The 26287-nt window shown below is 64.7% G+C and carries 20 protein-coding genes and 1 tRNA gene; 15 read left to right on the forward strand and 6 right to left on the reverse strand.

Annotation, left to right across the window (positions count from 1 at the left end; translation table 11 throughout):
• The first annotated feature begins 81 nt into the window (after nucleotides 1–81).
• From FDP28_RS13405 to FDP28_RS13425, 5 genes are all read left to right on the forward strand, one after another.
• Nucleotides 82–978, forward strand: a complete 897-nt coding sequence (locus FDP28_RS13405) for a TatD family hydrolase (RefSeq protein WP_144661939.1) — start codon at nucleotides 82–84, stop codon at nucleotides 976–978.
• Between the two features lie 291 nt (nucleotides 979–1269).
• Nucleotides 1270–2424 carry a resuscitation-promoting factor gene (locus tag FDP28_RS13410; RefSeq protein WP_144661940.1) on the forward strand — a complete coding sequence of 385 codons (1155 nt, stop codon included), beginning with the start codon at nucleotides 1270–1272 and terminating at the stop codon, nucleotides 2422–2424.
• 26 nt (nucleotides 2425–2450) lie between these two features.
• The gene (rsmA, locus tag FDP28_RS13415) at nucleotides 2451–3332 is read left to right on the forward strand and encodes a 16S rRNA (adenine(1518)-N(6)/adenine(1519)-N(6))-dimethyltransferase RsmA (protein WP_144661941.1); all 882 of its coding nucleotides are present in this window, start codon (nucleotides 2451–2453) and stop codon (nucleotides 3330–3332) included.
• Nucleotides 3329–4321: a 4-(cytidine 5'-diphospho)-2-C-methyl-D-erythritol kinase gene (locus FDP28_RS13420; protein WP_144661942.1), complete on the forward strand. Its 993-nt coding sequence runs from the start codon at nucleotides 3329–3331 to the stop codon at nucleotides 4319–4321. The genes rsmA and FDP28_RS13420 overlap by 4 nt, the downstream gene beginning before the upstream one ends.
• 43 nt (nucleotides 4322–4364) lie before the next feature.
• Nucleotides 4365–6200, forward strand: coding sequence for an ABC-F family ATP-binding cassette domain-containing protein (locus tag FDP28_RS13425; RefSeq protein ID WP_144661943.1), 1836 nt, complete (start codon nucleotides 4365–4367; stop codon nucleotides 6198–6200).
• A gap of 125 nt (nucleotides 6201–6325) precedes the next feature.
• Here FDP28_RS13425 and FDP28_RS13430 read toward each other — a convergent pair whose 3' ends face one another.
• Entirely contained in the window at nucleotides 6326–6727 is a 402-nt protein-coding gene (locus tag FDP28_RS13430) for a VOC family protein (protein WP_144661944.1), read from the reverse strand.
• A gap of 125 nt (nucleotides 6728–6852) precedes the next feature.
• On the reverse strand, nucleotides 6853–7452 hold the full coding sequence (locus FDP28_RS13435) for a TetR/AcrR family transcriptional regulator (protein ID WP_144662034.1): 600 nt from the start codon (nucleotides 7450–7452) through the stop codon (nucleotides 6853–6855).
• Between the two features lie 276 nt (nucleotides 7453–7728).
• Here FDP28_RS13435 and FDP28_RS13440 point away from each other — a divergent pair.
• From FDP28_RS13440 to sufU, 10 genes are all read left to right on the forward strand, one after another.
• Nucleotides 7729–7800 (forward strand) — tRNA-Gln (locus FDP28_RS13440).
• 123 nt (nucleotides 7801–7923) lie between these two features.
• Nucleotides 7924–9423, forward strand: a complete 1500-nt coding sequence (gene glmU, locus FDP28_RS13445; RefSeq protein WP_144661945.1) for a bifunctional UDP-N-acetylglucosamine diphosphorylase/glucosamine-1-phosphate N-acetyltransferase GlmU — start codon at nucleotides 7924–7926, stop codon at nucleotides 9421–9423.
• Nucleotides 9420–10400 carry a ribose-phosphate diphosphokinase gene (locus tag FDP28_RS13450; RefSeq protein ID WP_011774071.1) on the forward strand — a complete coding sequence of 327 codons (981 nt, stop codon included), beginning with the start codon at nucleotides 9420–9422 and terminating at the stop codon, nucleotides 10398–10400. Before glmU ends, FDP28_RS13450 begins: the two co-directional genes overlap by 4 nt.
• Nucleotides 10401–10720: 320 nt before the next feature.
• Nucleotides 10721–11299 carry a 50S ribosomal protein L25/general stress protein Ctc gene (locus FDP28_RS13455; RefSeq protein ID WP_144661946.1) on the forward strand — a complete coding sequence of 193 codons (579 nt, stop codon included), beginning with the start codon at nucleotides 10721–10723 and terminating at the stop codon, nucleotides 11297–11299.
• Nucleotides 11300–11419: 120 nt separating this feature from the next.
• Entirely contained in the window at nucleotides 11420–12004 is a 585-nt protein-coding gene (gene pth / locus FDP28_RS13460; RefSeq protein ID WP_144661947.1) for an aminoacyl-tRNA hydrolase, read from the forward strand.
• A gap of 142 nt (nucleotides 12005–12146) precedes the next feature.
• Complete coding sequence (locus FDP28_RS13465) at nucleotides 12147–14879, forward strand: LuxR C-terminal-related transcriptional regulator (protein WP_260842469.1); 2733 nt, start codon at nucleotides 12147–12149, stop codon at nucleotides 14877–14879.
• A gap of 41 nt (nucleotides 14880–14920) precedes the next feature.
• Entirely contained in the window at nucleotides 14921–17578 is a 2658-nt protein-coding gene (locus tag FDP28_RS13470; RefSeq protein WP_144661948.1) for an AAA family ATPase, read from the forward strand.
• 467 nt (nucleotides 17579–18045) lie between these two features.
• A complete protein-coding gene (locus tag FDP28_RS13475; RefSeq protein ID WP_144661949.1) occupies nucleotides 18046–20535 on the forward strand; it encodes an ATP-binding protein in 2490 nt (829 codons plus the stop codon).
• Between the two features lie 80 nt (nucleotides 20536–20615).
• Nucleotides 20616–21941, forward strand: a complete 1326-nt coding sequence (locus FDP28_RS13480) for an aminotransferase class V-fold PLP-dependent enzyme (protein ID WP_144661950.1) — start codon at nucleotides 20616–20618, stop codon at nucleotides 21939–21941.
• 36 nt (nucleotides 21942–21977) lie between these two features.
• Complete coding sequence (sufU, locus tag FDP28_RS13485; RefSeq protein ID WP_144661951.1) at nucleotides 21978–22448, forward strand: Fe-S cluster assembly sulfur transfer protein SufU; 471 nt, start codon at nucleotides 21978–21980, stop codon at nucleotides 22446–22448.
• On the opposite strand, the gene nhaA is transcribed toward sufU, so the two are convergent.
• The 4 genes from nhaA to FDP28_RS13505 form a co-directional block, all read right to left on the reverse strand.
• Entirely contained in the window at nucleotides 22445–23734 is a 1290-nt protein-coding gene (gene nhaA / locus FDP28_RS13490) for a Na+/H+ antiporter NhaA (RefSeq protein WP_397321059.1), read from the reverse strand. The two genes, sufU and nhaA, sit on opposite strands and share 4 nt — an antisense overlap.
• A 148-nt stretch (nucleotides 23735–23882) precedes the next feature.
• Nucleotides 23883–24104 (reverse strand): SCO4848 family membrane protein, encoded by a 222-nt coding sequence (locus FDP28_RS13495; protein ID WP_144661952.1) that lies wholly within the window; start codon nucleotides 24102–24104, stop codon nucleotides 23883–23885.
• 1 nt (nucleotide 24105) lies between these two features.
• The gene (locus FDP28_RS13500; protein ID WP_144661953.1) at nucleotides 24106–24603 is read right to left on the reverse strand and encodes a DUF2505 domain-containing protein; all 498 of its coding nucleotides are present in this window, start codon (nucleotides 24601–24603) and stop codon (nucleotides 24106–24108) included.
• A gap of 47 nt (nucleotides 24604–24650) precedes the next feature.
• Nucleotides 24651–26180, reverse strand: a complete 1530-nt coding sequence (locus FDP28_RS13505) for an SDR family oxidoreductase (RefSeq protein ID WP_144661954.1) — start codon at nucleotides 26178–26180, stop codon at nucleotides 24651–24653.
• Between the last annotated feature and the right edge of the window lie 107 nt (nucleotides 26181–26287).

The raw sequence follows: 26287 nt of genomic DNA on the forward strand, positions 1-26287 counted from the left end.
ACATAGTGCTTCCGGAATTTATGTGCCAACTGGAATTTATCGGGCACAACAGGGGGACCGTAGTCCGATTAAGGTGGGAGCATGTGCAATTCCCTTGCTCCCGTCCCGTACCGTGCGTCACAAGACGCCGAAGAAAAGCCGGATCCCCGCCGGGAGTACCCGCCTGCCCCGGAGCCCTTGCCGGTGCCGGTGATGGACAACCACACGCACTTGGACTTCCGGCAAGGTCTGCTAGAGGTGTCGGTCCGGGACGCGATGGACTCCGCCGAGGCCGTGGGCGTGCAAGGCGCTGTCCAGGTTGGTTGTGACTTGGAGTCCTCGCGTTTCACCGTCCAGGCCGTCGAGGCGGACCCCCGGCTGCTGGGTGCTGTGGCAATCCACCCCAACGATGCCCCCGTGTACGCGGGGCGGGGTGAATTGGAGTCGGCGCTCGCGGAGATCGAGGACCTCGCATCCCACCCGCGGATCCGCGCCATCGGCGAAACAGGACTGGATTTTTTCCGCACCCACGGGGAAGGCCTGACGCATCAGCGCTACTCGTTCCGGCGCCACATCGACATCGCCAAGCGACTGGGGCTCTCCCTGCAAATCCACGACCGCGACGCCCACGACGACGTGGTCCAGGTGCTCCGGGAAGAAGGTGCCCCCGAACGCGTGGTGTTCCATTGCTTCTCCGGCGATGAGGAACTGGCCCGGATCTGCAACGACAACGGTTGGTACATGTCGTTTGCCGGAACCATGACGTTCAAGAATGCCGGAAACCTGCGTTCTGCCCTGGCCATCGCCGAACCGGGCCGGATCCTGGTGGAAACGGACTCGCCGTTCCTCACGCCGCACCCCCACCGGGGACGCCCCAACGCCAGCTACATGGTTCCGTACACCGTTCGGTCCATGGCTGAAGTGACAGAAAATGACTTGGCCGAACTCTGTTCGCGCTTGGCCGAAAATACGCTGGAAGCTTACGGTTCCTGGGCGTAAACGGGATTTTTTCTCCCGTGGAGGCAGTCCTCTCATGAATACCCGGTATGCAGAAGTCTTGGCCCGTTTATAACAGATCGGTTACTGTGTTAAACAAGTAGCCGGGGTCGGGGAAGGCCTTCGGACAACCGGGACGGTTGATTCCGTACCCATCAGTTGAATGTTTTTGGCGGCGCAGATGCCGGCAGCAAGAGTGGGACCAGGCAGTTTTGCCTGGCCCCTCGGTTTTGCGGCTGGCATTATTTCTGTGCTTTTCCCCGTGCCCGGATGGTCTGAGAGTTATGGGCAATCGTGATCAAGTTCTTCACAACGGATGGCAAGTTCAGCTTCCTCAAAGTAGGTGCCCAGTTGCTGGTGGTTGCAGCGCTGGTGGTCGGTGTGGTCGCCTTTGTCGGCAACAACAAGACCGTCACCCTCAACGTCGACGGAAAAGTGAGCTCCATCCAGACCTTCGGCGGCACTGTAGATGAAGTAGTCAGGGCAGCCAAGGTCGAGTTGAAGGACGCAGACCGCGTTTCGCCGGCTCTGGACGCACGGGTCGACAACGGTTCCGTGGTGAACATCAACCTCGCCAAGGCCGTCTCCATCGAACTGGACGGTGCGCGCAAGACGGTCAACACCACCGCCTCCAACGTCGAAGGCCTGGTCAGTGAACTGGGCGTGGCAAGTTCTTCGCAGGTTTCCCAGCCGAAGGAAGCTGCACTGGAAGTCACGGGTTCCTTCGTCTCCATCTCGACCCCCAAGACCATCAGCGTGGTAGCCGACGGCAAGAGCACCAGCACCACCACGACGGCGGCCGACGTCGCCAGCGTCCTGAAGGACGCCGGTATCACTGTTGGCGCCAACGACCGCCTCTCACAGCCCGGTAACGCCCCGGTCATCCAGGACATGGTGATCAAGGTTTCCCGCGTGGACACCAGCAAGACCGCCGAGGCCACTGAAGAAGTACCTTTCGACAGCGTCAAGACTGAAAGCGCCGATCTGTTCAAGGGCGAAGAAAAGGTCACACAGGCAGGCGTCGCGGGTTCCCTGGTCAAGACGTTCAAGCTGGTTCTCGTCGACGGCCGCGAAGCATCCCGAACGCTGGTCTCCAGCAACGTAGCCACCCCGCCTGTGGCCGAAAAGATCAGCGTAGGCACCAAGGCCCGTCCCGCCGCCGCTCCCGCAGCCGCTGCCGCCCCCGTGGCCAGCGGACCCACCGGTGCCCCGAACGAAGCCATGTGGGACAGGATCGCCCAGTGCGAGTCCGGTGGAAACTGGGCCATCAACACCGGTAACGGCTACTACGGCGGTCTCCAGTTCTCCGGCCCCACCTGGCTTGCCAACGGCGGTGGCGCGTACGCTCCCACGGCCAACCTGGCCACGAAGGCCCAGCAGATCGAAATCGCCAACCGCCTTTACGCCAAGAACGGCCTCAGCGACTGGGGCTGCGCCCACGCAGCGTGATCCCGGACAGGCGATACGATACCTAGGTGACTGAACCGAATTCCGAACCCGCCGCCGTCGCGCCTTTGCTTGGCGCCACAGACATCCGACGGCTCGCCGAAGAAATCGGTGTACGCCCCACGAAAACACTGGGGCAGAACTTTGTGATCGATGGCAACACCATTCGAAGGATCGTCTCGGCGGCCGGCATTGACGCTGGCGAGACGGTCCTCGAGGTAGGGCCTGGACTGGGCTCCCTGACCCTGGGGCTCTTGGATGCCGCCAAGACTGTTGTAGCGGTGGAGATCGACCCCGTCCTGGCCGAAAAGCTGCCCGAGACGGTTCGCTCCTGGCGCCCCGAGGCCACGGACAACTTCCACCTGGTCCTCTCCGACGCCATGAAAGTGACGGAACTTCCGGTTGCCCCCACGGCGTTGGTGGCCAATCTGCCCTACAACGTGGCCGTGCCCGTGGTCCTGCACCTGCTCCAGCATTTCCCCAGCCTCCGACACGGCCTGGTCATGGTCCAGGACGAGGTTGCCGACCGCCTTGCCGCCACCCCGGGGTCCAAGATCTACGGCGTTCCCTCGGTCAAAGCGGCTTGGTACGGTCACATGCGCAAGGCCGGTGTCATCGGCATGAACGTGTTCTGGCCGGCGCCGAAAATCCATTCCGGACTCGTCGCGTTCACCCGGCACGAACCTCCCGCCACGCACGCCACCCGCGAACAGGTCTTTGCCGTCATTGATGCGGCCTTCGCCCAGCGCAGGAAGACCCTCCGCGCGGCCTTGGCAGGCTGGGCAGGAAGTGCCGCCGAGGCCGAACGTTGCCTCCTGGCTGCCGGCGTCGACCCCACAGCACGCGGCGAGGTCCTGGACATCTCCGCCTATGTCAGGATCGCCGAAGCCCGCCACCCCGTGGGCGCATGAATCCGGGAACCCGTAAGCCCGGCATCCTCCCTTTTGCGGGGGACCGGTTCCATGCCCGGACAGTCCGCGTCAAAGCGCCGGGCAAAGTCAATGTCTCCTTGAGCGTTGGACCGCTCAGGGCCGATGGCTACCACTCCGTGGCGAGCGTCTACCTGGCGGTGTCCCTGTATGAGGAAGTAGCTGCCACCAGCACGGAAACGCCGGGAATAACGGTGAGCATCAGTCCGGACAGCACGCTGGACCTGGACGGTGTGGACATCCCGTTGGACGAACGAAACCTCGCATACAAAGCTGCGGCGATCATGGCCGAGGTCTCCGAAAAGCCCACAGGTGTGCATTTGGAGATCACCAAGCGTGTCCCTGTCGCCGGCGGCATGGGTGGCGGTTCGGCCGATGCCGCGGCAACCCTGCTGGCTTGTGACGCCCTGTGGGACAGCGGGCTGTCGCGCGAGGAACTCGCGCACCTGGCGGCCGAGCTGGGCGCGGACGTGCCGTTCTCGCTCCTGGGAGGCACCGCCGTCGGACTTGGCGTCGGCGACAAACTCTCGCCCGCGCTGGCAAAAGCCCAGATGGACTGGGTCCTCGTGTTCGCCGACTACGGACTGTCCACTCCGGACGTGTTCCGTACCCTGGATGGGCTGCGCGACTCTGAAGGCGTGGACGTTCCCGAGCCCGTGGACGTGGATCCCACCATTCTCCAGGCCCTGCGCAATGGAGATCCGGAGACCCTCAGCCGGGTACTCATCAATGACCTTCAACGGGCTTCGATCACCCTGGCGCCGCAGCTTCGCGACACCATCGGACTGGGTGAAGCACGCGGTGCCCTGGCGGGCATGGTCTCAGGCTCCGGGCCCACGATCGCGCTGCTCGCGCGGGACTCCGTGTCAGCCAGTGTCCTTGCCGAGGAGCTGACCCACCGGGGCCACACCGCCGTCGCAGTTCACGGACCTGTTCCCGGAGCGCGGATCATCTCCGATACGCTCCTCTAATACCCCTGTACCTCCGCATTCCAGCAGTAGAAAGTAGTACCCATTGGCTCACCTGCTCGGCGGCGAAAACCTCACCGTTTCGTTCGCGACCCGCACTGTCCTCGACGGCGTCACCCTCGGTTTGGAGGATGGCGACCGGATTGGCATGGTGGGCCGCAACGGTGACGGCAAATCCACGCTCATGCGGCTGCTTGCCATGCGCTCGACCCCGGATTCAGGCCGGGTCACCAAGCGCGGTGACGTCACCGTGGGCTATCTGGACCAGGCTGACGTACTCGACGGCGACCTGACGGTAGGCGCTGCCATCGTTGGCGACCGCGCCGACCACGAATGGGCTGCCAACCCCAAGATCCGCGAGGTCATGGGCGGACTGGTTGGTGATGTCGACTGGCACGCCAACGTGCACTCGTTGTCAGGCGGCCAGAAGCGGCGCGTTGCCTTGGCGAAGCTGCTCATCGAAGACCACGACGTCATAATGCTGGACGAGCCCACCAACCACCTCGACGTCGAAGGCGTCGCCTGGCTGGCGCGCCACCTCAAGTCGCGCTGGCGCGCCAACCAGGGTGCTTTCCTGGTGGTCACCCACGACCGCTGGTTCCTTGACGAAGTCTGCAACTACACCTGGGAAGTCCACGACGCCATGGTGGACATGTTCGACGGCGGTTACGCCGCCTACGTTCTGGCCCGGGCCGAGCGTGACCGCATGGCCGCCGTCGTCGAAAACAAGCGCCAGCAACTCGTCAAGAAGGAACTTGCCTGGCTGCGGCGCGGTGCGCCCGCCCGGACGGCAAAGCCGAAATTCCGGATCGAAGCTGCCAATGAGCTCATCTCTGATGTTCCGGAGCCACGCGACTCGGTGGCGCTGAGCAAGATGGCGACGGCACGTCTGGGCAAGGACGTTCTGGACCTTGAAAATGTGACCCTGGATTTCCAGGGCGGCGAGTCCGGGCAGAAGCTCTTCGACAACATCACCCTGCGCCTGGCACCGGGGGAGCGCCTCGGGCTGGTTGGCGTCAACGGCGCAGGTAAGTCCACCCTGCTGAAGCTGCTCAACGGGGAGATCCAGCCGACGTCGGGCAAGGTCAAGCGCGGCAAAACAGTGGTTACTGCTGTCCTGACGCAGGACGTGAAGGAGCTCGACGAAGTATCGGACCTGCGGGTCATCGAAGTGATCGAGCGCGAAAAGCGGTCCTTCAGCGTTGGCGGCAAGGAATTCACCGCCGGCCAGCTGGTTGAGCAACTCGGATTCACGAAGGAAAAGCAGTGGACGCCGGTCGCGGACCTCTCCGGTGGTGAACGACGCCGGCTCCAGCTGCTTCGCCTGCTGGTGGGGGAGCCGAACGTCCTCATGCTCGACGAGCCCACCAACGACCTCGACACCGACACCCTTGCCGCTGTTGAGGACGTCCTGGACGGCTGGCCCGGGACCCTGGTTGTGGTCAGTCACGACCGCTACCTCCTGGAGCGCGTCACCGACCACCAGATGGCGTTGTTGGGCGACGGAAAGCTCCGCGGGCTGCCCGGCGGTGTGGATCAGTACCTCGAGCTGCGTGAGGCCGCGTTGGCCTCCGGCGCAGTGTTGGGTGGCTCCACGGCTCCGACGGCGGCCAGCGGATCCGAAGGTGCGGGCTCCGCCGCGCAGTCCGGGGCCAGCGAAGCCGAGAAGCGGGAAGCCCGGAAGGACCTCAACAGGATCGACCGGCAACTCGGGAAGCTGGCGCAGCAGGAGGAGAAGCTCCACACCCAGATGGCAGCGAAGTCCGAATCCGGCGACTTCGATGCCCTGAGCGAGCTCAACGTCAAGCTTCGGGAGCTGCTCGACGAGAAAGAGGGACTCGAGCTGGAGTGGCTCGAAGCTGCAGAGGTCCTGGGCGAGTAGTCCCAACCCTCACTCACGTCCCCCGGGTTTGGTGTGGACGCTCGCTCACGTCCCCCGGGTTTGGCGTGGACGCTCGCTCACATCCCCCGGGTTTGGTGCCGACGCTCGTTCACATTCCCGAGCGCTTACGCCCCGGGTTCGTAGCCGATCAGCCAATGCAGGCCGTATCGGTCGATGACCTGTCCGTCCGAGGCGCCCCACGGTTTGGGCGCCAACGGGTCAACGATCCGGCCGTCGTCGGCGAGCTTGTCGAACCACTCGTGCAGAAGCGGAGGTTCCGCGGCGCCGAGGAGGGAGAGCATGGCCCCTTCCATATGGACCGACTTTTCCCCGTTGGCGGCATCGGAACCCATCAACGCCACGACGCCGTTGAGAACGCCGTGGGCGATGGCATCGGAAGGTCCGTCGTCGCGCCCGAAATCCGCGTAGGAGTGCAACGATAGTTCGCCTCCAAAGACGTCCGCGTAAAAGCTGAGGGCCTCGCGCGCCGTGCCAGGAAAGCTGAGGTAGAGCTGGGGTGCTGTCATGCGCACATCCTACTCATGCCGGAAATTGCACCAGGTGACGCGGTGGGTTGTGAGTGAGGGTTTGGCTCAATGTGGTGGGTTGTGAGTGAGGGATTGGCTCAATGTGGTGGGTTGTGAGTGAGGGTTTAGCCCTCCGAACGCAGCTCCGGTTCCTTTTGCAAGCCGGTCAGTCCGTTCCAGGCAAGGTTGACCAAGTGTGCCGCTACAGCGCGCTTGTCGGGTTCACGGCTGTCGAGCCACCACTGCCCGGTCATGGCAACCATTCCCACCAACATCTGGGCGTACATGGCGCCGTCGGCCGCGCTGAAGCCGCGGCGTGCGAACTCGTCCGAGAGCAAATGTTCCACGCGGGCGGTGACGTGGGAGAGCAGGGTGGAGAAGGCGCCTTCGGGCTGCGAGGGCGGGGCGTCACGCATAAGGATCCGGAAGCCGTCAGTGCGGTCCTCGATGTAGCCAAGGAGGGCCAAGGCCGCGCGCTCCACCAGGACGCGGGGCTTGGCCTCGGTGCTGAGGGCCTCCGTGATGGAGTCCAGAAGGATCCGGAATTCGGTCTCCACAACCTGCCGGTACAGGCCTTCCTTGGAACCGAAGTGTTCGTAGATCACCGGTTTGGAAACGCCCGCGGACGCAGCGATTTCCTCGATGGTGGTGCCATCCAGGCCGCGGGCGGAGAACAACGCCCTGCCGATGCCGATCAACTGTGACTTGCGCTGCTGACCGGTCATCCGGATCCGCACCTGCTGGCCGTTGGAGCCGTGGTCCAACGGGGCGGACGTGCCCTCAGGCCGGGAAAGTTCAGTGCGCTTGCTCACCTGACCATCATGCCGCAGATGCCGTGCCGGGCGGGTGAAGGCGCCGTGCGATGGTGCGTCGCGAAGGGTTTGCCGGTGGGCCAAGTCGCGAAGCACGCAATGGTCATGGCAAACTAGTTTCTTGTGTGTGGAACCCGGTACTCCGGGAGACCCTCCGGGCCGTTGGTCCGAAGGAGGAGCCACACACGGTCCGCTCTGGTGTAACGGCAGCACCCCGGCCTTTGGAGCCGTGGAGTATAGGTTCGAATCCTATGGGCGGAACGGTCGGAAAACGCGCTCCTTCTCTGTACCTGTGACGGCTCTAACGGTGCCTGGGTCCATTGTTGGATGGCAGCGATCCGAAGCCGGGTTACCCGGGACATACAGAGCAAGGAGAGCCAGTACGTGAGCCCCGAAACCAACGGTCCCGCAGCGGTGATCGTCTTGGCCGCAGGCGCCGGAACGCGCATGAAGTCGCGCACTCCCAAGATCCTCCACGAAATCGGCGGCCGGTCAATGGTTGGCCACGCTCTCCTCGCAGCCCGCGCCATCAACCCCGCAAAGCTCGCGCTGGTTGTGCGCCACGAGCGTGACCGGGTGGCCGAGCACGTTTCGGCACTGGACCCCGAAGCTCTGATCGTTGACCAGGACGAGATCCCCGGCACCGGACGCGCGGTGGAAGTAGCCCTGAACGCGCTCGACGCCGAAGCCCCCCTCACCGGCACAGTCGTGGTCACCTACGGCGACGTTCCCCTCCTGACCGGTGAACTGCTGGCCGAACTGGTTGCCACGCACGAGTCCGAAGCCAACGCCGTAACGGTCCTCACCGCCGTCCTGGACGAAGCCACCGGCTATGGCCGCATCCTGCGTGCCGAAGACGGTACCGTGACGGGCATCCGCGAACACAAGGACGCAAGCGACGCCGAGCGCAGCATCCGCGAAGTCAATTCCGGTATCTACGCCTTCGACGCCGCTGTCCTGCGCAAGGCACTCGAAAGCGTTACGACGGATAACGCCCAGGGTGAGATGTACCTCACCGATGTCCTCGGATTGGCGCGCGACGCCGGTGGCCGGGTCGCCGCCGTCGTGACTGAAGACCGCTGGCAGGTTGAGGGCGCCAACGACCGCATCCAGCTTTCGGCGCTGGGCGCCGAGCACAACCGCCGCATCATCGAAGCCTGGATGCGTGCCGGCGTGACTGTGGTGGATCCCGCCACCACCTGGATCGACTCCACCGTCACCCTTGACGAGGACGTCCGCCTCCTGCCTAATACGCAACTGCACGGTTCCACCACGGTGGCCAGGGACGCTGTCGTCGGACCTGACACGACCCTCACCGACGTGAACGTCGGCGAAGGCGCGAAGGTGGTCCGCACCCACGGATCGGGTTCCACGATCGGTGCGAAGGCAACCGTAGGTCCGTTCACCTACCTCCGGCCGGGCACGGTCCTGGGCGAGACCGGCAAGATCGGTGCGTTCTACGAGACCAAGAATGTGACCATCGGCCGGGGCTCGAAGCTCTCCCACCTGGGATACGCCGGCGACGCCGAAATCGGCGAAGACACCAACATCGGTTGCGGAAACATCACCGCAAATTACGACGGCGAGAAGAAGCACCGCACGGTGATCGGCTCGGGCGTCCGCACAGGTTCGAACACGGTCTTCGTCGCTCCCGTCACAGTCGGCGACGGCGCGTACAGCGGCGCCGGGGCAGTGATCCGCAAGGACGTTCCCGCTGGGGCCCTTGCCGTCAGCCTCGCAGCCCAGCGCAACGCCGAAGGTTGGGTCATCGCCAACCGTCCGGGCAGCGGCTCCGCCAAGCTGGCCGAAGCAGCGCAAGAGCTGACCTCCACCTCCACCTCCACACAATCCCCGGCAACCACAGAAGAAGGCAATCAGGCATGAGCGAAATTACCGCACACGGCGAGAAGAAACTGATTCTCGCCGCCGGAAGGGCGCATCCGGAGCTGGCGCAGGAAATCGCGAAGGAGCTGGAGACCGAGCTCCTGCCCATCGACGCCTACGACTTCGCCAACGGTGAGATCTACGTCCGTTCGGCCGAGAGCGTGCGAGGCACTGATGCCTTCGTCATCCAGGCCCACCCGGCACCGCTGAACAACTGGCTCATGGAGCAGTTGATCATGATCGACTCCCTCAAGCGCGCCTCCGCCAAGAGGATCACGGTCGTATCCCCGTTCTACCCGTACTCCCGCCAGGACAAGAAGGGCCGCGGCCGCGAGCCCATCTCCGCCCGACTGGTTGCCGACCTCTACAAGACCGCTGGCGCCGATCGCATCATGTCCGTGGACCTGCACACCTCGCAGATCCAGGGCTTCTTCGACGGTCCCGTCGACCACCTGATGGCCATCCCGCTGCTGGCTGACTACATCCGCACCAAGGTTGAAGCAGACAACATCACGGTGGTTTCCCCTGATACCGGACGTGTCCGCGTGGCCGAGCAGTGGGCCGAACGCCTGGGCGGCGCCCCGCTCGCGTTCGTGCACAAGAGCCGTGACCTCACCGTGCCCAACCAGGCCGTCTCCAAGACGGTTGTGGGCCAGGTGGAAGGACGTACCTGCGTTCTGATCGACGACATGATCGACACCGGCGGAACCATCTCCGGCGCAGTCCAGGTCCTGAAGAACGCCGGTGCCAAAGACGTCATCATCGCCTGCACCCACGCAGTCTTCTCCGACCCCGCGGCGCAGCGCCTCGCTGACTCGGGTGCCCGCGAAGTTGTTGTCACCAACACCCTGCCGATCCCGGCTGAGAAGCGCTTCCCGTCGCTCACCGTGTTGTCGATCGCGCCTTTGATCGCGCGCGCCATCCGCGAAGTGTTCGACGACGGTTCGGTCACCAGCCTGTTCGACGGCAAGGCCTGACTCCATCTGAGCTGAGCTGAAACGGGCCATCCGCCACCTTCGGGCGCGTGGGTGGCCCGTTTTGCACCCGTTTTCTCCGAATGCAGGCAGCGCTGGTAGACTCTTGGGGATACCTTGGCGAGGGAGAGCACATCCGGTCCGCGTTTCGTGGACCAGGGTTGCGGGTCTCCGTTATCGACTGGGTCTGCATCTCCTTCAACACAGGCGGAACGGCTGCAACCGGCCGTGCTCAGCCGGGCGTCGAAGGTCTCCAGACCTCCGCCCTTGCTGATAGACCAGCCCGGACACCGACCGGGCGCCACAGTAATCAAGGAGTACACATGTCTGAGCAGAAGCTCACCGCAGAACTGCGCACCGAATTCGGCAAGGGCTACGCCCGCCGTGCACGCATGGCCGGCCAGATCCCGGCTGTCATCTACGGCCACGGTGCAGAGCCGATCCACGTCAACCTGCCGGCCAAGGCCACCACGCTGGCTGTCCGCGTTTCCAACGCCCTCCTGGCGATCGACGTCGACGGCGAGCAGCACCTGACGCTGGTCAAGGACATCCAGCGCGACCCGGTAAAGCAGATCATCGAGCACGTTGACCTGCAGACCGTCCAGGCCGGCGAGAAGGTAACCGTTGACGTTGCCATCCACGTGACCGGCGAAGTTGCTCCGGGCGCCGTCGCGACCCTCGAGGCCACCACCATCTCCCTGGAGGCCGAGGCAACCCACGTTCCCACCGCCGTCGAGGTTGACATCGAAGGCCGCAAGGCCGGCGAGAACGTCCACGCTTCGGACCTCGTCCTGCCGAAGGGTTCCACCCTGCTCGCCGACGCTGAGACCCTGGTTGTCCGCGTTGCCGAGGAAGCCGCAGCTGAAGAAGCCGAGGAATCCGAGGAAGCAGCTGCCGAGTAGTCTTTGACTGCTTGAGGCTGATGCCTTTGAGTGGCCGGGTCCCTTGGGGTCCGGCCACTTTCCTTTTTCCATGACGCCCTTATCTTCGCTGCGTCGCACAACGTTTCCTAGGATGAGACCATGACTGACACCTGGCTGATTGTCGGCCTCGGCAACCCCGGCAGTGAGTACAGCAACAACAGGCACAATGTGGGCCAAATGGTGCTGGATGAACTGGCCTCCCGCATGGGTGGGAAATTCAAGGCCCACAAAACGCGCGCCCAGGTAGTGGAGGGCCGCCTTGGTCTTGGCGGCCCCCGCGTGGTGCTCGCCAAGCCGATGACCTACATGAACGTCTCCGGCGGTCCCGTGGCAGGGCTGTGCAAGTTCTTCGACATCGCTGCCGACCACGTCATTGCCGTCCATGATGAGATCGACATCCCTTTTAACACAGTCAAGCTAAAAATCGGCGGCGGGGAGGGCGGCCACAACGGCCTCCGCGACATCTCGAAAGCTTTGGCAACAAAGGACTATTTGCGGGTCCGCGTGGGCGTCGGAAGGCCCCCGGGACGCATGGATACCGCTGATTTTGTGTTGCGGGACTTCGCCACGGCTGAGAAGAAGGAACTTCCTTTCCTCCTGGACGAAGCCGCCGACGCCGTCGAACTGCTTATTGGCGAAGGCCTGCTCGCGGCCCAGCAGAAGCACCACCCCGCGAAAGCTTGAGCAAACCTTGAGTAAAGCCTGATCAAAGACTGACGGCTTCGAGCAGCTTTAGGCCTACACACTGTCGGCGCCCGAAGGTAGTGTGCATGGTACGCAGATGAGCGGTGGGGGACTATCGCGATTGTGTTAGCTAAGGATGCAGATGTCGGCGGAGTTGCTAAACAGGAGCGGTGGAGGCGCAGCGAGGGCTGCGGCTCCCGATCTCGTGGGCGGACCAAGCGACCGCCAGACCTGGTCACTGCTGGCCCGGAGCCATGATTTGTCCAGGGCCGTCAAGTATCTTGACTCGCCGGAGTCTTATGGTGTGATCCTCACTGGCGAGCGGGGGATCGGCAAATCCGGCTTGGCGCGGGCCGTTGTGTCGTCCCTCGGCCCCAAGGTCCACAGCCTGCAGCTTCGCAACACGGTAGCGAATGGCCAAACCCCTTACGGGTGCCTCGGTTTCCTGTTGGCCCGTTTGCCCTCGGAGGCTGTCGGTTCTCCCACTGGCATCCTCCATGCCGTAACCAGCCTGATCAGGAGCGAAGCCGCGGGGCGGGAGACCGTCTTCATCCTGGACAACGCAGGCGGCATGGATCCCATGAGCACCGGCGTTCTGCTGAACCTGATGGCCACGGGTACCGCCAAAGTGGTGGCTACGGTCCAGCGCGCCAGTGATCTTCCCGCAGATTTCCACCGGATGGTCCTGGACGGGGAACTGGGCGAGGTCCACCTGAACACGCTCAGCGAGGAACAAACCAAGCAGGTGTTGGGCTCGGTCCTGGGCCACTACGTCTCCACAACGCTGGCGGGCTCCTTGCATGCGGCCGTGGGCGGCAACCCCATGCTGTTGCACGCGCTCCTGGAGGAGCAGCGCCACCGGGGCAACCTGGTCCTTAACGACTCCGTGTGGACCCTCCGTGACCGGATCACCCTCGAGGGCGCCACGGTGGTGGAGGATTTCGTCCGGTCCAGACTGGCGCGCGAACCGCAGGCCAGCAGGACGGTGGTGGAAGTCCTGGCATGCGCGCAGCGCGCCAGATTGGTGGATCTCGCAGCCATCTTCGGGACACAGGTCCTGGTGGAGATGGAGGAATCCGGCCTGCTCACGGTGGAGCGGGAGGCCGAGCATTGGGTGTGCCTCCGGGACCCCTATGTAGGCGAAGTGGTCCGCAGTTGGCTCAGTACGCGCCGCATGAAGGAACTCCGGGTCATGCTGCACGGTTCCGAAGAGCCTGAACCCAGCGGCCTGGCACCGCAGGACCTGTTGAGCTACGCCGCCTGGATGCACGCCTGCGAGGATGAACCCCAGCCGTCGCCGGCATTGGCTCTTGCCGCCGGACTGGCTGCCTTGGACGACTACGATCCCAACTTCGCCATCCAATGCACCGTATCGCTGAACCCCGGGGACGCCGAATGGGTGCGCGGGCAGCGGCTCAAAGCCGCTGCCTACCTCATGCTGGACCTGCCCCTGCACGCAGCCCAGGCGCTGGACGAGATTTCCGAGGCACACATCGCCGGACTGGATCCGCTGGAGTTTGCGGAGGTCACGGCCGCACAATGCCAGGCCATGACCTGGATTGACGGCCGGTCCGCCATGGTCCCCGGAGTCCTCTCGGAGGCCTTCGAAAGGCTCGAAACGATGGCCTCCGGCTATCCTTCGGCAACGATGACCAAGGCCCGGAACAGGCTGCAGCTGTGCAACTACGAGTACAAGACCTTCATGGGCGAGTACGCGTCCATGGTCGAGGACCTTGAAAAGGAGTTGGCGAAGGACATCGCCGAGGACCGTGAGCATTGGCTCCGCTCGTCCTTTTTCCTGATCGAAGCCCGCTGCATTCTGGGCCGGGAGATGGAGGCCCAGCAGCTTGCCCGCAGCGTCTCACGGCATCTGGCGGACTCGGACGGGCCGGCACAGTTGGAGGAAGCTTTCGCTCGGCATGCGTTCCTGGTCCTTTTGTTGTCGGGCCAGTGGCGCAAGTGCATCGAATTGATGAGGCGTACTCCCTCAAGGCCCTCCCGCCTCCAGTACCGGGGTGCGCTCACCGAGCTGGGCGTCGGCCTGGCGTATGCCTATGCAGGCAAGCCGGCCAGCGCCGTCGAACCGCTGCGCTCCGCAGTTGCGCAGTTGGAGCTCCGGCCCGCCATGAACATGAACAAAGTGGCGTACGCTGCCACCGCCTTCGCGTATGCCCAATTGGGCAATTTCGTCGAGGCCGGCCGCTACCTGGACTTGTACAGGACCTGCAGGGGAGAGGGGATGTACTTCTCCGAGTCGGTGGCGGTGTTCTGCGCCGAGATGGCAGGCAGGTGGATGGGTGACCCCGATGTGAAGGAGCGGTTGCTTGAGCGCGTTCACGACGACATCGAGGAGCAGCGCTTCACGACGGCGGGTATCTGCCTTTTCGGGGCCACCGTGGAAGGCACTGATGAGGAGTACCGGCTGCTGGAGGACATTGCCGGCCGGCGCCAGGGACCGCTGGCCAAGATTTCCGGGGACCTCGCCCGTGGCTCCTTGAACAAGAGTTCCCGCAGCTTGTTGGAAGCCGCCGATGCCGCCGCGTCCCTTGATCTGCTGGTGGTGGAGGCGCGTTGCGTGGCCATGGCCTTGGACTTTGCCCGGGATGCCGGCGAGACCACGACAGCCCGTACGGCCCAGCTGAGGTTGGAGCGCCTGGAGCATTCCGTGTCCGCGCTTCCCATCCAGCCGCGTTCCGACGCGCCGGTATTGACCGAGCGGGAGCGCCAGATTGCTAAACTCGCGGGAAAGGGTGTCAGCAACCGCGAAATCGCGATGGATATTGGGGTGTCTGTGCGGACTGTAGAAGGCCATTTGTACCAAGTGTTCACCAAGCTCGGTGTGTCGTCTCGGGGCGAGCTTAATGGGCTCCTATGAGATAGGGCGGGCGGCATCCACATTCTGCGTGCGGGCTGCCCATGCAGGCTGAGTACCTTGTAGGCCGGGACACCGATCTTGAACTGGCCTTGGAGATATTGCGTCAGGAAGGCGCCGGGGCCGTACTTGTCGTGGCGGACGCCGGCATTGGCAAGACTGCCTTTTCTGACGAGCTTGCAGCCCGCCTGGTCTCGGAAATGGTGGTGATGCGGATCCACGGGAGCCCTGCACTGTCTGCCGTGCCCTTTGGAGTCCTGGCACCCTACTTGCTGGATCTACCCGTTGAGCAGGCCACTTCTCCGGTAGCGATCCTCCGCGAATTCTGGTCGCAGTTCGAGAAGCGGCGCGGCGGCGAAGGTGCGCGCCTCTTGCTCGTGGTCGATGACGCGCACGACCTCGACGAAGGCAGCACCCAGATCCTTGCCGAACTGGTCACCGCCGGGTGGGCGCGGCTGGTGGCCACCAGCAGGCCCAGGCCCGGTCTGCCGGCAGCGCTGCTTCAACTCTGGTACGACGGCCTGGCCGAGCGTCTGGAGCTTCATCCCCTGGACAAGGACACCTCAACCGAACTGGTCGAGAAGACGTTGGGTGGGACCGTCATGCCCAGCGCGGCCGAGGTACTGCACGCCCTGTCCGAAGGTAACCCGCTGCTGCTGCGATGCCTGCTTGACGACTCGCGGGCCGACGGGAACCTGGTACGGCGGAACGGTGTGTGGCTCTTGACCGGCGAGCTTTCCGGAAGCGGCGAAAACCTGGCCGAGGTTGTCAGGAACAGGGTGCTGCGGACCAGCGAGGCCGAGCGGGAGGCAATGTTTGTCATCGCCTTGTCCGAGCCCGTCCCTGCCGCTTTGCTGGACGCGGAGGTGGGCAGGGAGACCGTACGGTCCTTGATGGACAACAGGCTGGTCATTCCCACGAACGGTGCCGGCAGCCCGCTTAAAATGTGGCATCCCATGTACAGCGAGGCGCTCCGCCAGATCGTTTCGCCCGCCCGCAGCCTCCAGATCCGGCAACGGATGGTCCAACACCTTGCCTCGGAACCCACCACCGCCGAGGGTCTGCTCCGGACGGTGAGCTGGGCGCTGGACTGCGGTGCCGACGTCGATGACCAACTGCTGTTGCGGGCCGCGTTCCTGGCCGTCAAGCTCCTCCAGAACCCGTTGGCGCTTGCAGCGGCGGGCAAGGTCCGCTCCGAGGCGCTGCGCCCGCGCGCCCGCGCGGTCATGGCAATGGTCAGCTATAACGACGGCGACTATAACAGTGCCGTGCGCCTGCTGGAGGAGGGCAACGGGTTCCTTGATGCCGATCCGCTGGGACCGACGGGTGCGGGCCTGCTATGGGCGGCCGCCCGCTCGGCGCGAGGCGATTCGGCGTCGGATATCGCCTCCGATGCCCGGACGGCGGCCAAATCACTGACCGATGGGACTGGCCCCTCTGACGCCGTGGCCGTGCAGGTCAAACGGCACGCCTGGACGTTGGAGTTGGCCGCGCTGGCCCAAGAGGGCCGCTACAGCGAACTTCGCGATGGCCTGGACTCGTTTGCCGAAGAGCTCCGGACGGATGACCCGGACAGTGCGGTGAACCGGATCTTCCTGCTGGCCATGCAGTGCGAGCTGCTCACTGTTGAGGGGCAGCCCGGGCATGCGCTCGACGCGGGCCGCGAAGCGCTGGTCCTGCTCGATGAACATGGCGGGAACCTGCTGTACGTGGCCGATTTCGTCGTACTCCGCTACGTCCTGGCGGCCCTGGAAGCGGGTGACTGGGGTGCAGCCGATGCCGCCCTTGACCGGTACGCCGCCAGTTCGACCATGGGGCTGATCACCTTCGGGGGAGACATCCAGACACTCAAGGGGCTGGCCCTCGTGCGTCAGGGCCGCACGGACCAGGCCATGGCACTGCTCACTCCGGCCGTCGAGGCACTCCGGGTGAAGGACCCCCAGCTGCTCGTCAGCCTGGGACACGCCTTGGCGCTGTATGCGGCAGCCAAGTCCGGCAACGCGTCGCTCGCGCAACGCTTGGCGGGCGAAGAGGTCCCCGGCAGGGGCAACAGCTACGTGGAGGCGCTCGCCGGCCTTTTCGCCTTGGCCGGCCATGAACTTCTCAGCAAAGGGTCCGGACTGCAGAAGCTTCGGGAACTGCCGGAAGCCGGGGGCCTGCACGCGTTGCCGGGCTTGCTCCTGCAAAACCTGGTCCTCAGGACGGAGCTCGGGGACGCCGGTGCCACTGCGTCCATAGAAGAAACTGCCTCCCGGATGACCGGAGCCTGGGCGGCAGGATGGCAATCATTGGCCGCAGCACAGCTCAGCGGCGCCGGACAGGGCTTCGTGAACGCGGGAAACCTCATGTCCGCGGCAGGGATGCCCGGTCCGGCTGCGGCGGCGTTCGATAAAGCGGCCGCAACCTTCGACGCCGAAGGCAAACGCCCCGAAGCCCGACAGGCGGCCGTCATGCGGGACGTCAGCGAGGCGAGCATGGGCGACTCCCTGGTCCGCGATCCACACACCGATTCCGATCACTCGGTGCCACTGACGCGTCGTGAGCAGGACATCGTCGCGCTGGCCGTCTCGGGCCTCACCGATCGCCAAATAGCGGAGAAACTCATGGTGTCGGTCCGAACCGTGGAGGGGCATTTGTACCGCAGCTACGCGAAGCTGGGGATCCGCCGTCGTGAAGATCTTGGCTCTGCTGTCCGACGCTGACGCAGTGTCCGCTTGAGTACCCCAAAGAGACCCTTGGCACCCCTGTGCCCAATTTCCGCAGGATTTAGCCAATCGCTGGAGTAATCGGCCTGCGTTTCGTGTCGGAACCAAGTAGTGCCGCCTGCGGGTACTGAGTACAACACAGTATCGGCCGGTAAAAAGCCTCCAAGTAATCGAGTACCGATTACTGGTGTTTGGCTTTTGCGCCCCCGGCAATATTGATCTTGGAAGAACGGTTCAGCCCCAAGCATCACCGGGATTCCGAAAGTCGCATCAATCGCATCGGTGGTCTCTTTAGCCGATGCCCCGGCCACCGGAAGGTGGTCCGGCCCTGAACGAAGCCGGCGGCGACAGAGTCTTCTGAGACCGAGACTCTCCCCCCAGCCGCCGCCGGCTTCTAAGCCAGGGACCCGCGAATCGCCAAACAAAACTTTCCCGGACATGGGACTGCTGCAATTGGAGTGTGCATGCTGCCGGACCCTTGGCTGGACGAAGACCACGTCACAGCCAGGCTGGGATCCCCGCACTTCCCCGACAGGGCACAATTGCTGGAGCTGGTTCTTTCCACGGTACGTTCTCCCTCCACCACAGGAATCGTGGTCGCAGGAGAGAAAGGTTCCGGAAAAAGCCACTTGCTGCTCTCGCTCAAGGCCGGCCTCCCCGAAACCATGGATGTCCGCACCTTTGCCGGAAGCCTTGATGCCACCCAGTACGGAGTCCTTGCCCAGGGGGTTCCCGGCGCGGCACCCAGGCCCGGAGTGAGCGCCACGGCCGCATCCAGCTACTACCCACCGGCCCACCGCCCCGATGCGGCCATGGACGAGGGGCCGATGCCGGGACTCCACGTCCTTCGTGCCCTCACCAACACCCTTGGGCCTGCGAGCTACGTGTACTCGGCTCCTGCCTTGCGCCGACGCAGCAAACGGCATGACCTGTCCTCCAAGCCCCAGCTGGTCCTTCTGGTGGACGACATCCACTACGTCGACCCAGCGTCCCTTGGGGTCCTGCTGCAGCTCATTCCCGGATTCGGTGCCAAACTCGTAGCTACCGCGGACAGCCGGCGCCCGTTGCCCCAGGACCTGTACCAGCTCTGGGAAGACGGCTTCATGGAGCAGTACCTCCTGCCGCCGTTCACCCTCACCGAAGCGCATGCAGTGTGCGTGTCCCTCCTGGGCGGGAAGGTCCAGCAACGGGCGAGCAGCCTCCTTGCAACGATGAGCGGATTCAATGTGGCCGTCCTGTGCCTCGCCGTGGAGGACGCGCGGCGTGCCGGGCTTCTGGTGCGGCGGGAGGGCTATTGGACGATCGACACCCGCGCCCACTGCTACTGGCCGGGCGTTGTGGAGCATGTCCAAGCGGACAATGAAGTCCGCCCGGCGGAGGAGCGGCTCGCTTTGGAACTGGTCGCTTTGGCCGAGCCGGTCGCCTTCGAGATCCTGGAACGCCATTGTGGGCAGAAAGCCGTGGAAAACCTGCTGGCGGACCGTCGTATCAGGCTGATGCCAGGCTGGCGACCCATGGTTCGTATGGGTTCATGGCTGTGGGGCGAGGCTACCCGGCTTGCTGTCCCGCGGTCCCGGAGCCTTACCCTCCACCAGCAGATCGAGGAACCGGGCCTCACCCGGGAGACGGCGCCGAGCATGTTGCGATGGATGACCTGGACCCTGGACTGCGGCCTCGACCTCGCCGATGAGCTCCTTTTGGCCGCAGCGCCTGTCGCGGACCGCCCCTCCACCGCTGAACTCGTGCTCCAAGCGGCAGCAGCGGTCAAAGGAGCCGATCACGTGGAAGAAGCCGGAATGATCAGGGCGAGGGCTTTGATTGCCGAAGGCCGGATAGCCGAAGCCACGCCGGTCCTTCGGCAGTTGGCGATGGCAGGTCCGGATGAGGTGAAGCTCGACGCCGGCCATCGGCTGATGGCCTTGGAGCTGCTGGGTGCGGTGCGGGGTGATCTGCCTGCCGGGGAGGTCGCCGACGACCCCGCGGGCCGGATCACAGCGGATGTCCGCGAGGCCGAACGGCTGCTCCCCTCCGGCGCGGCAACGCAGGCCCTGGTGCGTTCCACCCAGGCAATGAAGGCCGTGGGCAATGATCCGGCGATGGAAACGTTCCGTGCCGGCGTGCTTCTGCGGCACGTGATCTGCTTGCGCCACAACCTTGGCTGGAACGCCATGGGTCCGCTTCTGGATTATCCGGCCCACGACATACCCAGGCCTGTGGCCGAGTGTTCGGAGGTTGCACGGGCTTATGTCCAGCTCAGCCAAGGCTTCGCGCGGGCTGCGCGCGTGACCTTGGAGGAGGTGCTGGCGGAACTGTCCGACGCCGGCCTGCCGCCGGTCCGCTCTTTCGCCCAGGCGATGCTGGCCTACTGCGAAGCGTTGACCGGTGACCTGGCCGCGGCCCTGGCCCGGGCCAAACGAGGTACCCGGGAAGCGCACAGGGCTTCGGCCAGGACATCGCCCGAAGACCTCCTGCCCCAGCTCAGCTCCCTCTACATTGCAGCAGCCCGGGACGTCGCTTCAGGCACGGCGACGCATCTTCCGGCGCTGGCGGGGCAGCTCCACGACCAGGGCAAGGTGTTGCTCGAAGCCGAGGCTCTCTCCCTCCTGGCGCTCAACGCAAGCAGCATCGCCGTCGTCGACGATGCCGTGCTGAGCCGCCTGGCGGCCGCCGCGACCGCCGTCGAGGGTGCTGGAGGGGCCGCCCTGCGCTCCTTTGCTGGCGCCCTGTTGGAGGACGAGCCCAAGGCACTGGAAGCGGCGGGGCGCTCGCTGTCCGCCGACCGGCTGTTCGCCCACGCCGAGCTCTGCTGTGCCAAGGCGGCTCCTGCGTACAGGGCCCGCTCACGCGCTGCGGCGGCCCGCAGGTCGGACGCCCTGGTTGAGCGGCTTCGCAGCGTCCTGGGCAGCGGGACTGTGCCGCCGCTGGGGTGGCTCCCCGGGAGGGCAGGCAGCTGACGTGCTGAACGGCACACTGCCCGATCGGGCCCTGCGTGGGATAATGGGGAGTCCCTGAAGGATTTTCCAAGGAGCGCCCCTTGACTGCCGTATCAACTCCCGTCTCGTTGCAACAGTCCGTGCATGCCATGGACAACGCGGAGGTGTTGCGGATCCGGAACGACTTCCCGGTGCTGGATCAGCTGGTCAACGGAAAGCCCCTGATCTACCTCGACTCCGGCGCTACCTCGCAAAATCCGCTCAGTGTCATCGAAGCTGAGCAGGAATTCTACGAACAACGCAACGCAGCGGTACACCGCGGAGCGCACCACCTTGCGGTCGAAGCGACCGAGGCGTTCGAGGACGCCCGGCAGACCGTGGCGGACTTCATCGGCGCCCGGTACGAAGAAACCGTGTGGACCTCCAACGCCACCGAGGGCCTGAACCTCGTCAGCTACGCCCTGTCCAACGCGGCTTTGTGGGCTGCACAGGGCCGGGGCGGCTCCGGATTGAAGGACCTGGCCATCGGCCCGGGTGACGAAATCGTGGTCACCGAAATGGAACACCACGCCAACCTCATTCCCTGGCAGGAGCTCGCGTTCCGCACCGGCGCCACACTGAAGTACATTCCCATCACCGACGACGGCGCCCTGCGCCTCGATGCCGCAGCGGAGATCATTGGGAACCGGACCCGACTGCTGGCTTTCACGCAGGCTTCGAACGTCCTGGGCACCATCAATCCCGTGGCCGACCTCGTTGCCATGGCACGGCGCGTAGGCGCGCTGGTGGTTCTGGATGCCTGTCAGTCGGTTCCCCATATGGCCGTTGACGTGAAGAAGCTCGATGTCGACTTCGCGGTGTTCTCCGGCCACAAGATGCTGGCTCCCACAGGCGTCGGAGTGCTCTACGGCAAGCAGGAGCTCCTTGATGTCCTGCCGCCGTTCCTGACCGGTGGTTCCATGATCACCACGGTCACCATGGAACGCGCCGAGTACCTGCCCCCGCCGCAGCGCTTCGAGGCCGGAACACAGCGCATCTCCCAGGCTGTGGCGCTGGCAACCGCCGTGAACTACCTTTCCGAGACCGGAATTGACCGCATCCACGCTTGGGAAGCGACGTTGGGCCAGCGCCTGGTCAAGGGTCTTGAGAGCATTGAGGGCATCCGCGTCGTCGGTCCGGCATCCGGTGCCGAACGGATTGGCTTGGCAGCGTTCGATGTCGCCGGAGTCCACGCCCACGACGTCGGGCAGTTCCTTGACGACCGTGGCATCGCCGTCCGGGTCGGCCACCACTGCGCCCAGCCGCTCCACCGCCGCCTCGGCCTGACGGCCACCACCCGGGCGAGCACCTACCTTTACAACACCACGGACGACGTCGATGCCTTCCTCGATGCCGTCTCCGGAGTACGGGCCTACTTCCAGGCCTGACCACAACGACTTTTTGAAGAAACGGGCGTCGGCACCATGAGTCTTGACCAGCTGTACCAGCAGATCATCCTTGACCACTCCAAGCAGCGGCACGGCAGCGGCCTCGCCGGAACACAGGCACCGTCAGGAGCCGCTACCGGCCAATCGCACCAGTTGAACCCGGTCTGCGGGGACGAGGTAACGCTTAGGTTGGCCGTCGCGGACGGGACCGTGAAACAAATCAGCTGGGATGGTGCGGGCTGTTCGATCTCCATGGCTTCGGCTTCCGTGCTGAGCGAGCTGGGGGAGGGCATGTCCGTTACGGAACTGCACTCGGTGATCGACAACTTCCGCGAGGTACTCCGTTCCCGTGGAAAGGTCCAGGCTGATCCGGAGATCCTGGGCGATGCCGCTGCCTTTGAGGGGGTTGCCCGTTACGCGGCCCGCGTCAAGTGCGCCATGATCTCCTGGGTCGCCGCTGAGGACGCACTCAACCAGGCGACCACAAGCCAAGTACCCCAGGCCTAGGCACGCGAGAAGACGTCAGGCACCCCGTCGCCGTCGTCGTCCCGTTCTTCGTCCGCCTGAACCTTCCGGTACCGCCGGTTGCGGGCCTTGAGCACGACGGCGGCCAGCAGCGCCGAGAGCAGGGAACCTGCCAGGATGGCCACCTTGGCGTGGTCGTTGTGGGCCGAGCCGGCGCCGAAGCTCAGCTCGCCGATGAGCAGCGAGACTGTGAAACCGATGCCGGCCAGGAGCGCGAGGCCGAAGAGGTCGATCCACGCGATGCTCGAATCCAGGGTCGCCCGGGTGGTTTTGGTGACCAGGAACGTCGTGCCGAAGACACCGACGGCCTTGCCCACCACCAAAGCTGCAACGATGCCCAAGGCCACCGGATCCTTCAGTGCGTCGCCCATGCCTTCCAGTCCGCCCAGGGCCACGCCGGCGGAGAAGAAAGCGAACACTGGCACTGCGAAACCCGCTGAGAAGGGGCGGAGCCGGTGTTCGAAGTGCTCGGCCAAACCCTCGGCCGGTTCGCCTTTCTTCCCGCTCGCGAAGACCGGCACGGCAAAACCGAGCAGGACGCCTGCCACCGTGGCATGGATGCCGGAGGCGTGCACGAAACCCCAGGTTGCCAAGGCCAGCGGCACCAGGAGGTACCAGCTGCGGATCCGTTTCTGCACCAGGAACGTGAAGAGGGCCAACGGTACTGCGGCGGCCAGCAGCATGAGCGGCTGGAGGCCGGTGGAATAGAAAAAGGCGATGATGCCGATGGCGATAAGGTCGTCCACTACGGCGAGGGTGAGCAGGAATGTCCGGAGCGCCGCGGGCAGGTGTGTGTTGATGACCGCCAGGACCGCCAAGGCGAACGCGATGTCCGTGGCCGTGGGGATGGCCCAACCCTTGAGGGTTTCAGGTGATCCGAGATTGAACAGGACGAAGATCAGGGCCGGGACTGCGACTCCGCCGATCGCCGCCGCCACCGGGACGATTGCCCGGGCGGGCTTGCGGAGCTCGCCGGCCACGAATTCGCGCTTGAGTTCCAGGCCGGCCAGGAAGAAGAAGACTGCGAGTAGCCCGTCGGATGCCCAGTGGCCGAGGCTGAGCTCAAGGTGCCAGGGTTCGAAGCCGAGCTTGAGGTCGCGGAGGGCGAAGTAGCCGGCTGCCGCGGGGGAGTTGGCCCAGATGAGGGCAACGACTGTGGCTGCCAGAAGGAGTGCGCCGCCAACGGTTTCCGTGCGGAGGATCGAAAGGATCCGGCGGTACTCGGGGTAGCTGGAGCGGGAGAAGACGGGTGGTGAGTGCTGGGCCAATGGGGTTCCTTGCCTGGTTCGGGGTATCACTAAGACTCCGCCGACCAGACTTCCCGGCACACCACTGTCCATCCTACCCAACCAGGGGACAGTAAACGCTCCAATGACGGCTCAATGGAGCGTTTACTGTCCCCGAGTTGGGTGGAACTCAGGCGACGAGGCCCGCGATTCCGATGACCGCCGTCGCGAGTCCCAGCACCATGGAGATGGTGACCAGGACGACGTGAACGGTCAGGAACTTGGTGGCCTTGCCTGCGGCGTCGCGGGCCCGGGGGTCCTTCATGACGCGCTTGAGGAACTGCGGCCACACAACCAGCGACCAGATACCGGCCACAATCAGCACAACCGCAAGGATTGCGGGAATCTGCACGCTAGTGGCTTTCGAGCCAGGCCTGGGCCTGCTGCGACTGGATGCCCAGGGCCTTGCCCACCATGGGCTCGGCAGCGTCGGCGATCTTTCCGCCCAAGAACGGAACCGACGACGTCACGTTGCCTTCGAGCTCGATGCGGGTGCTGCCACCCTCAGCGACGAGCCGCTGGACCGCGGTGACGTCCAGCGGGGCGCCGGCGATCTTCAGGGCGATCTTGCTGGCGCGTGAACCGTCGGCAGCGGGGGCTTCCCACTCCTCGGTCTGCGTTACCTTGAGGGTTTCGCCAACAAACTTACGCGCGATCTCCGGCAGGCGGGTGGTGGGCAGCGTGCGGACCGTGGTGGTGGTGAAAGCACCGGCGGTGTCGCCGTCGACGGCGAACGATTCCAACGAGCCGCCCACGTATTCGCTCGTGTGGCGCAGGAAATCCTCGTCGACAAAGACGGCCGCTACGCGGTCAACGCTGTGGGGCAGGGTGGTGGATGCACTCAGGGCCATGGGTCCTCCGTGGATGGTGGTGGTGAAGCTTTTTAGCTCCCAACATCCTACGGGGTCCGGGCGGACTCACTGGAACGCGCTTCGTCCTGGAGCTCTGTTGCAGCCGCTGAGATGTTGCGGGCCATCGAGGGGAAGATGAACCCATGGAACGGGTACACGCCCAACCAGTAGAGCCGGCCAGCCAGGCCCCGAGGGAAGAAAATGGCGCGCTGCTTATAGAGGCTGCCGTCGCCGTCGGGCTCCACACCCAACTCCAGCCAAGCACCGCCGGGAGCACGCATTTCGGCCCGCAACCGCAGCAGGTGGCCACGGTCGATGGCTTCGACCCGCCACCAGTCCACAACCTCGCCCGTGTTCAGCGTTTTGGGGTGTCGGCGGCCCCGCAACAGTCCCGCGCCGCCCTGCAGCTTGTCCAGCCAACCGCGCACCTTCCAGGCCAAGGGCATCGAGTACCAACCGTTCTTGCCGCCGATGCCCTCGATGATGGTCCACACGTATTCCGGCTTGGCCTCGCTGTGGAAGGTCCGCTCGTCCAGGAACACTTTGTAGCCGGCCCAGTCGGGGTCACTCGGCAGGGGATCGGCGTCGATGCCCGCATTGGCCCACGTGGTCTCCACCTGGCCGTCCCGTTCCTTGCCCAGCGCCAAGGCGACGGCGCGGCGGTAGGGGGTCAGGCCGCCGTCGGGCTGCTTGATGTAACGGTCGACGTCGTGCTCCCGCGACACGGCGTCATGCTGTAGTGACTGAACCAGCGGCAGGGACATGGACAGCGGGATGGGGGTGACCAGGGCAACCCACAAGCCGGCGAGCTTGGGCGCAGGGACGGGAAGGGCGATGACCAGCCGCCGGGGGAGCCCGCGTTCGACGGCGTACTCGTTCATCATCTCCTTGTACTTCAGGACGTCGCGGGAACCGATGTCGAAGGAGCGGTTCAGCTTGTCCGGAAGGTCGGCAGCGGCCACCAGGTAATGCAGCACGTCCCTTACGGCGATGGCTTCGATCCGGTTGTTGACCCAGCTGGGTGCGGGCATGACCGGGAGCGTGTCTGCCAGATGCCGGATCATCTCGAAGGACGCTGAGCCCGAACCGATCACCACGCCGGCCTGGAACACAATCGAGTCCACTGCCGACTCCAGGAACACCTTGCCCACGGTCTCGCGGGAGCGCATGTGCGTGGAAAGTTGCGTGTTCTCCGGGTGCAGTCCACCGAGGTAGACGATCCTGTCGACGCCGGCCTCCGTCGCTGCCTTGGCGACCAAGCGGGCCATGGCTTCTTCCTTGGCTTCGAAGCCGCTGCCTGAGGCCATGGAATGAACCAGGTAGTACAGGACGTCCACGCCCTGGAGCGCCTCGGTGAGGCCGTCGGCGTCGGACAGGCTGTTTTCAATGATCTCAACGTCGTTATGCCACGGCACGTCGGCGATCTTTTGGGGCGTACGGACCAGGACTTTCACGCGGTGACCGGCTTCAAGGAGGCGCGGGACCAGGCGGCCACCGATATAACCTGTGGCGCCGGTCACCAGCACCGTCTTAGTGTTGTGCGGGGTGTTGGAATGCGTAGCTTCCGAAGGCTGCAAAGGAACTCCTGGGGCTGGGGTGGAGGTAGGCTGGAATGACCCGGCATTCTTCTGAATTTCCGGGCATTTGTGTTGCCTGCCCTTGGACCCACCCTAGGAGTTTCTGC

This window comes from Paenarthrobacter nicotinovorans, assembly GCF_007670255.1.
Lineage (GTDB): Bacteria > Actinomycetota > Actinomycetes > Actinomycetales > Micrococcaceae > Arthrobacter > Arthrobacter nicotinovorans_B.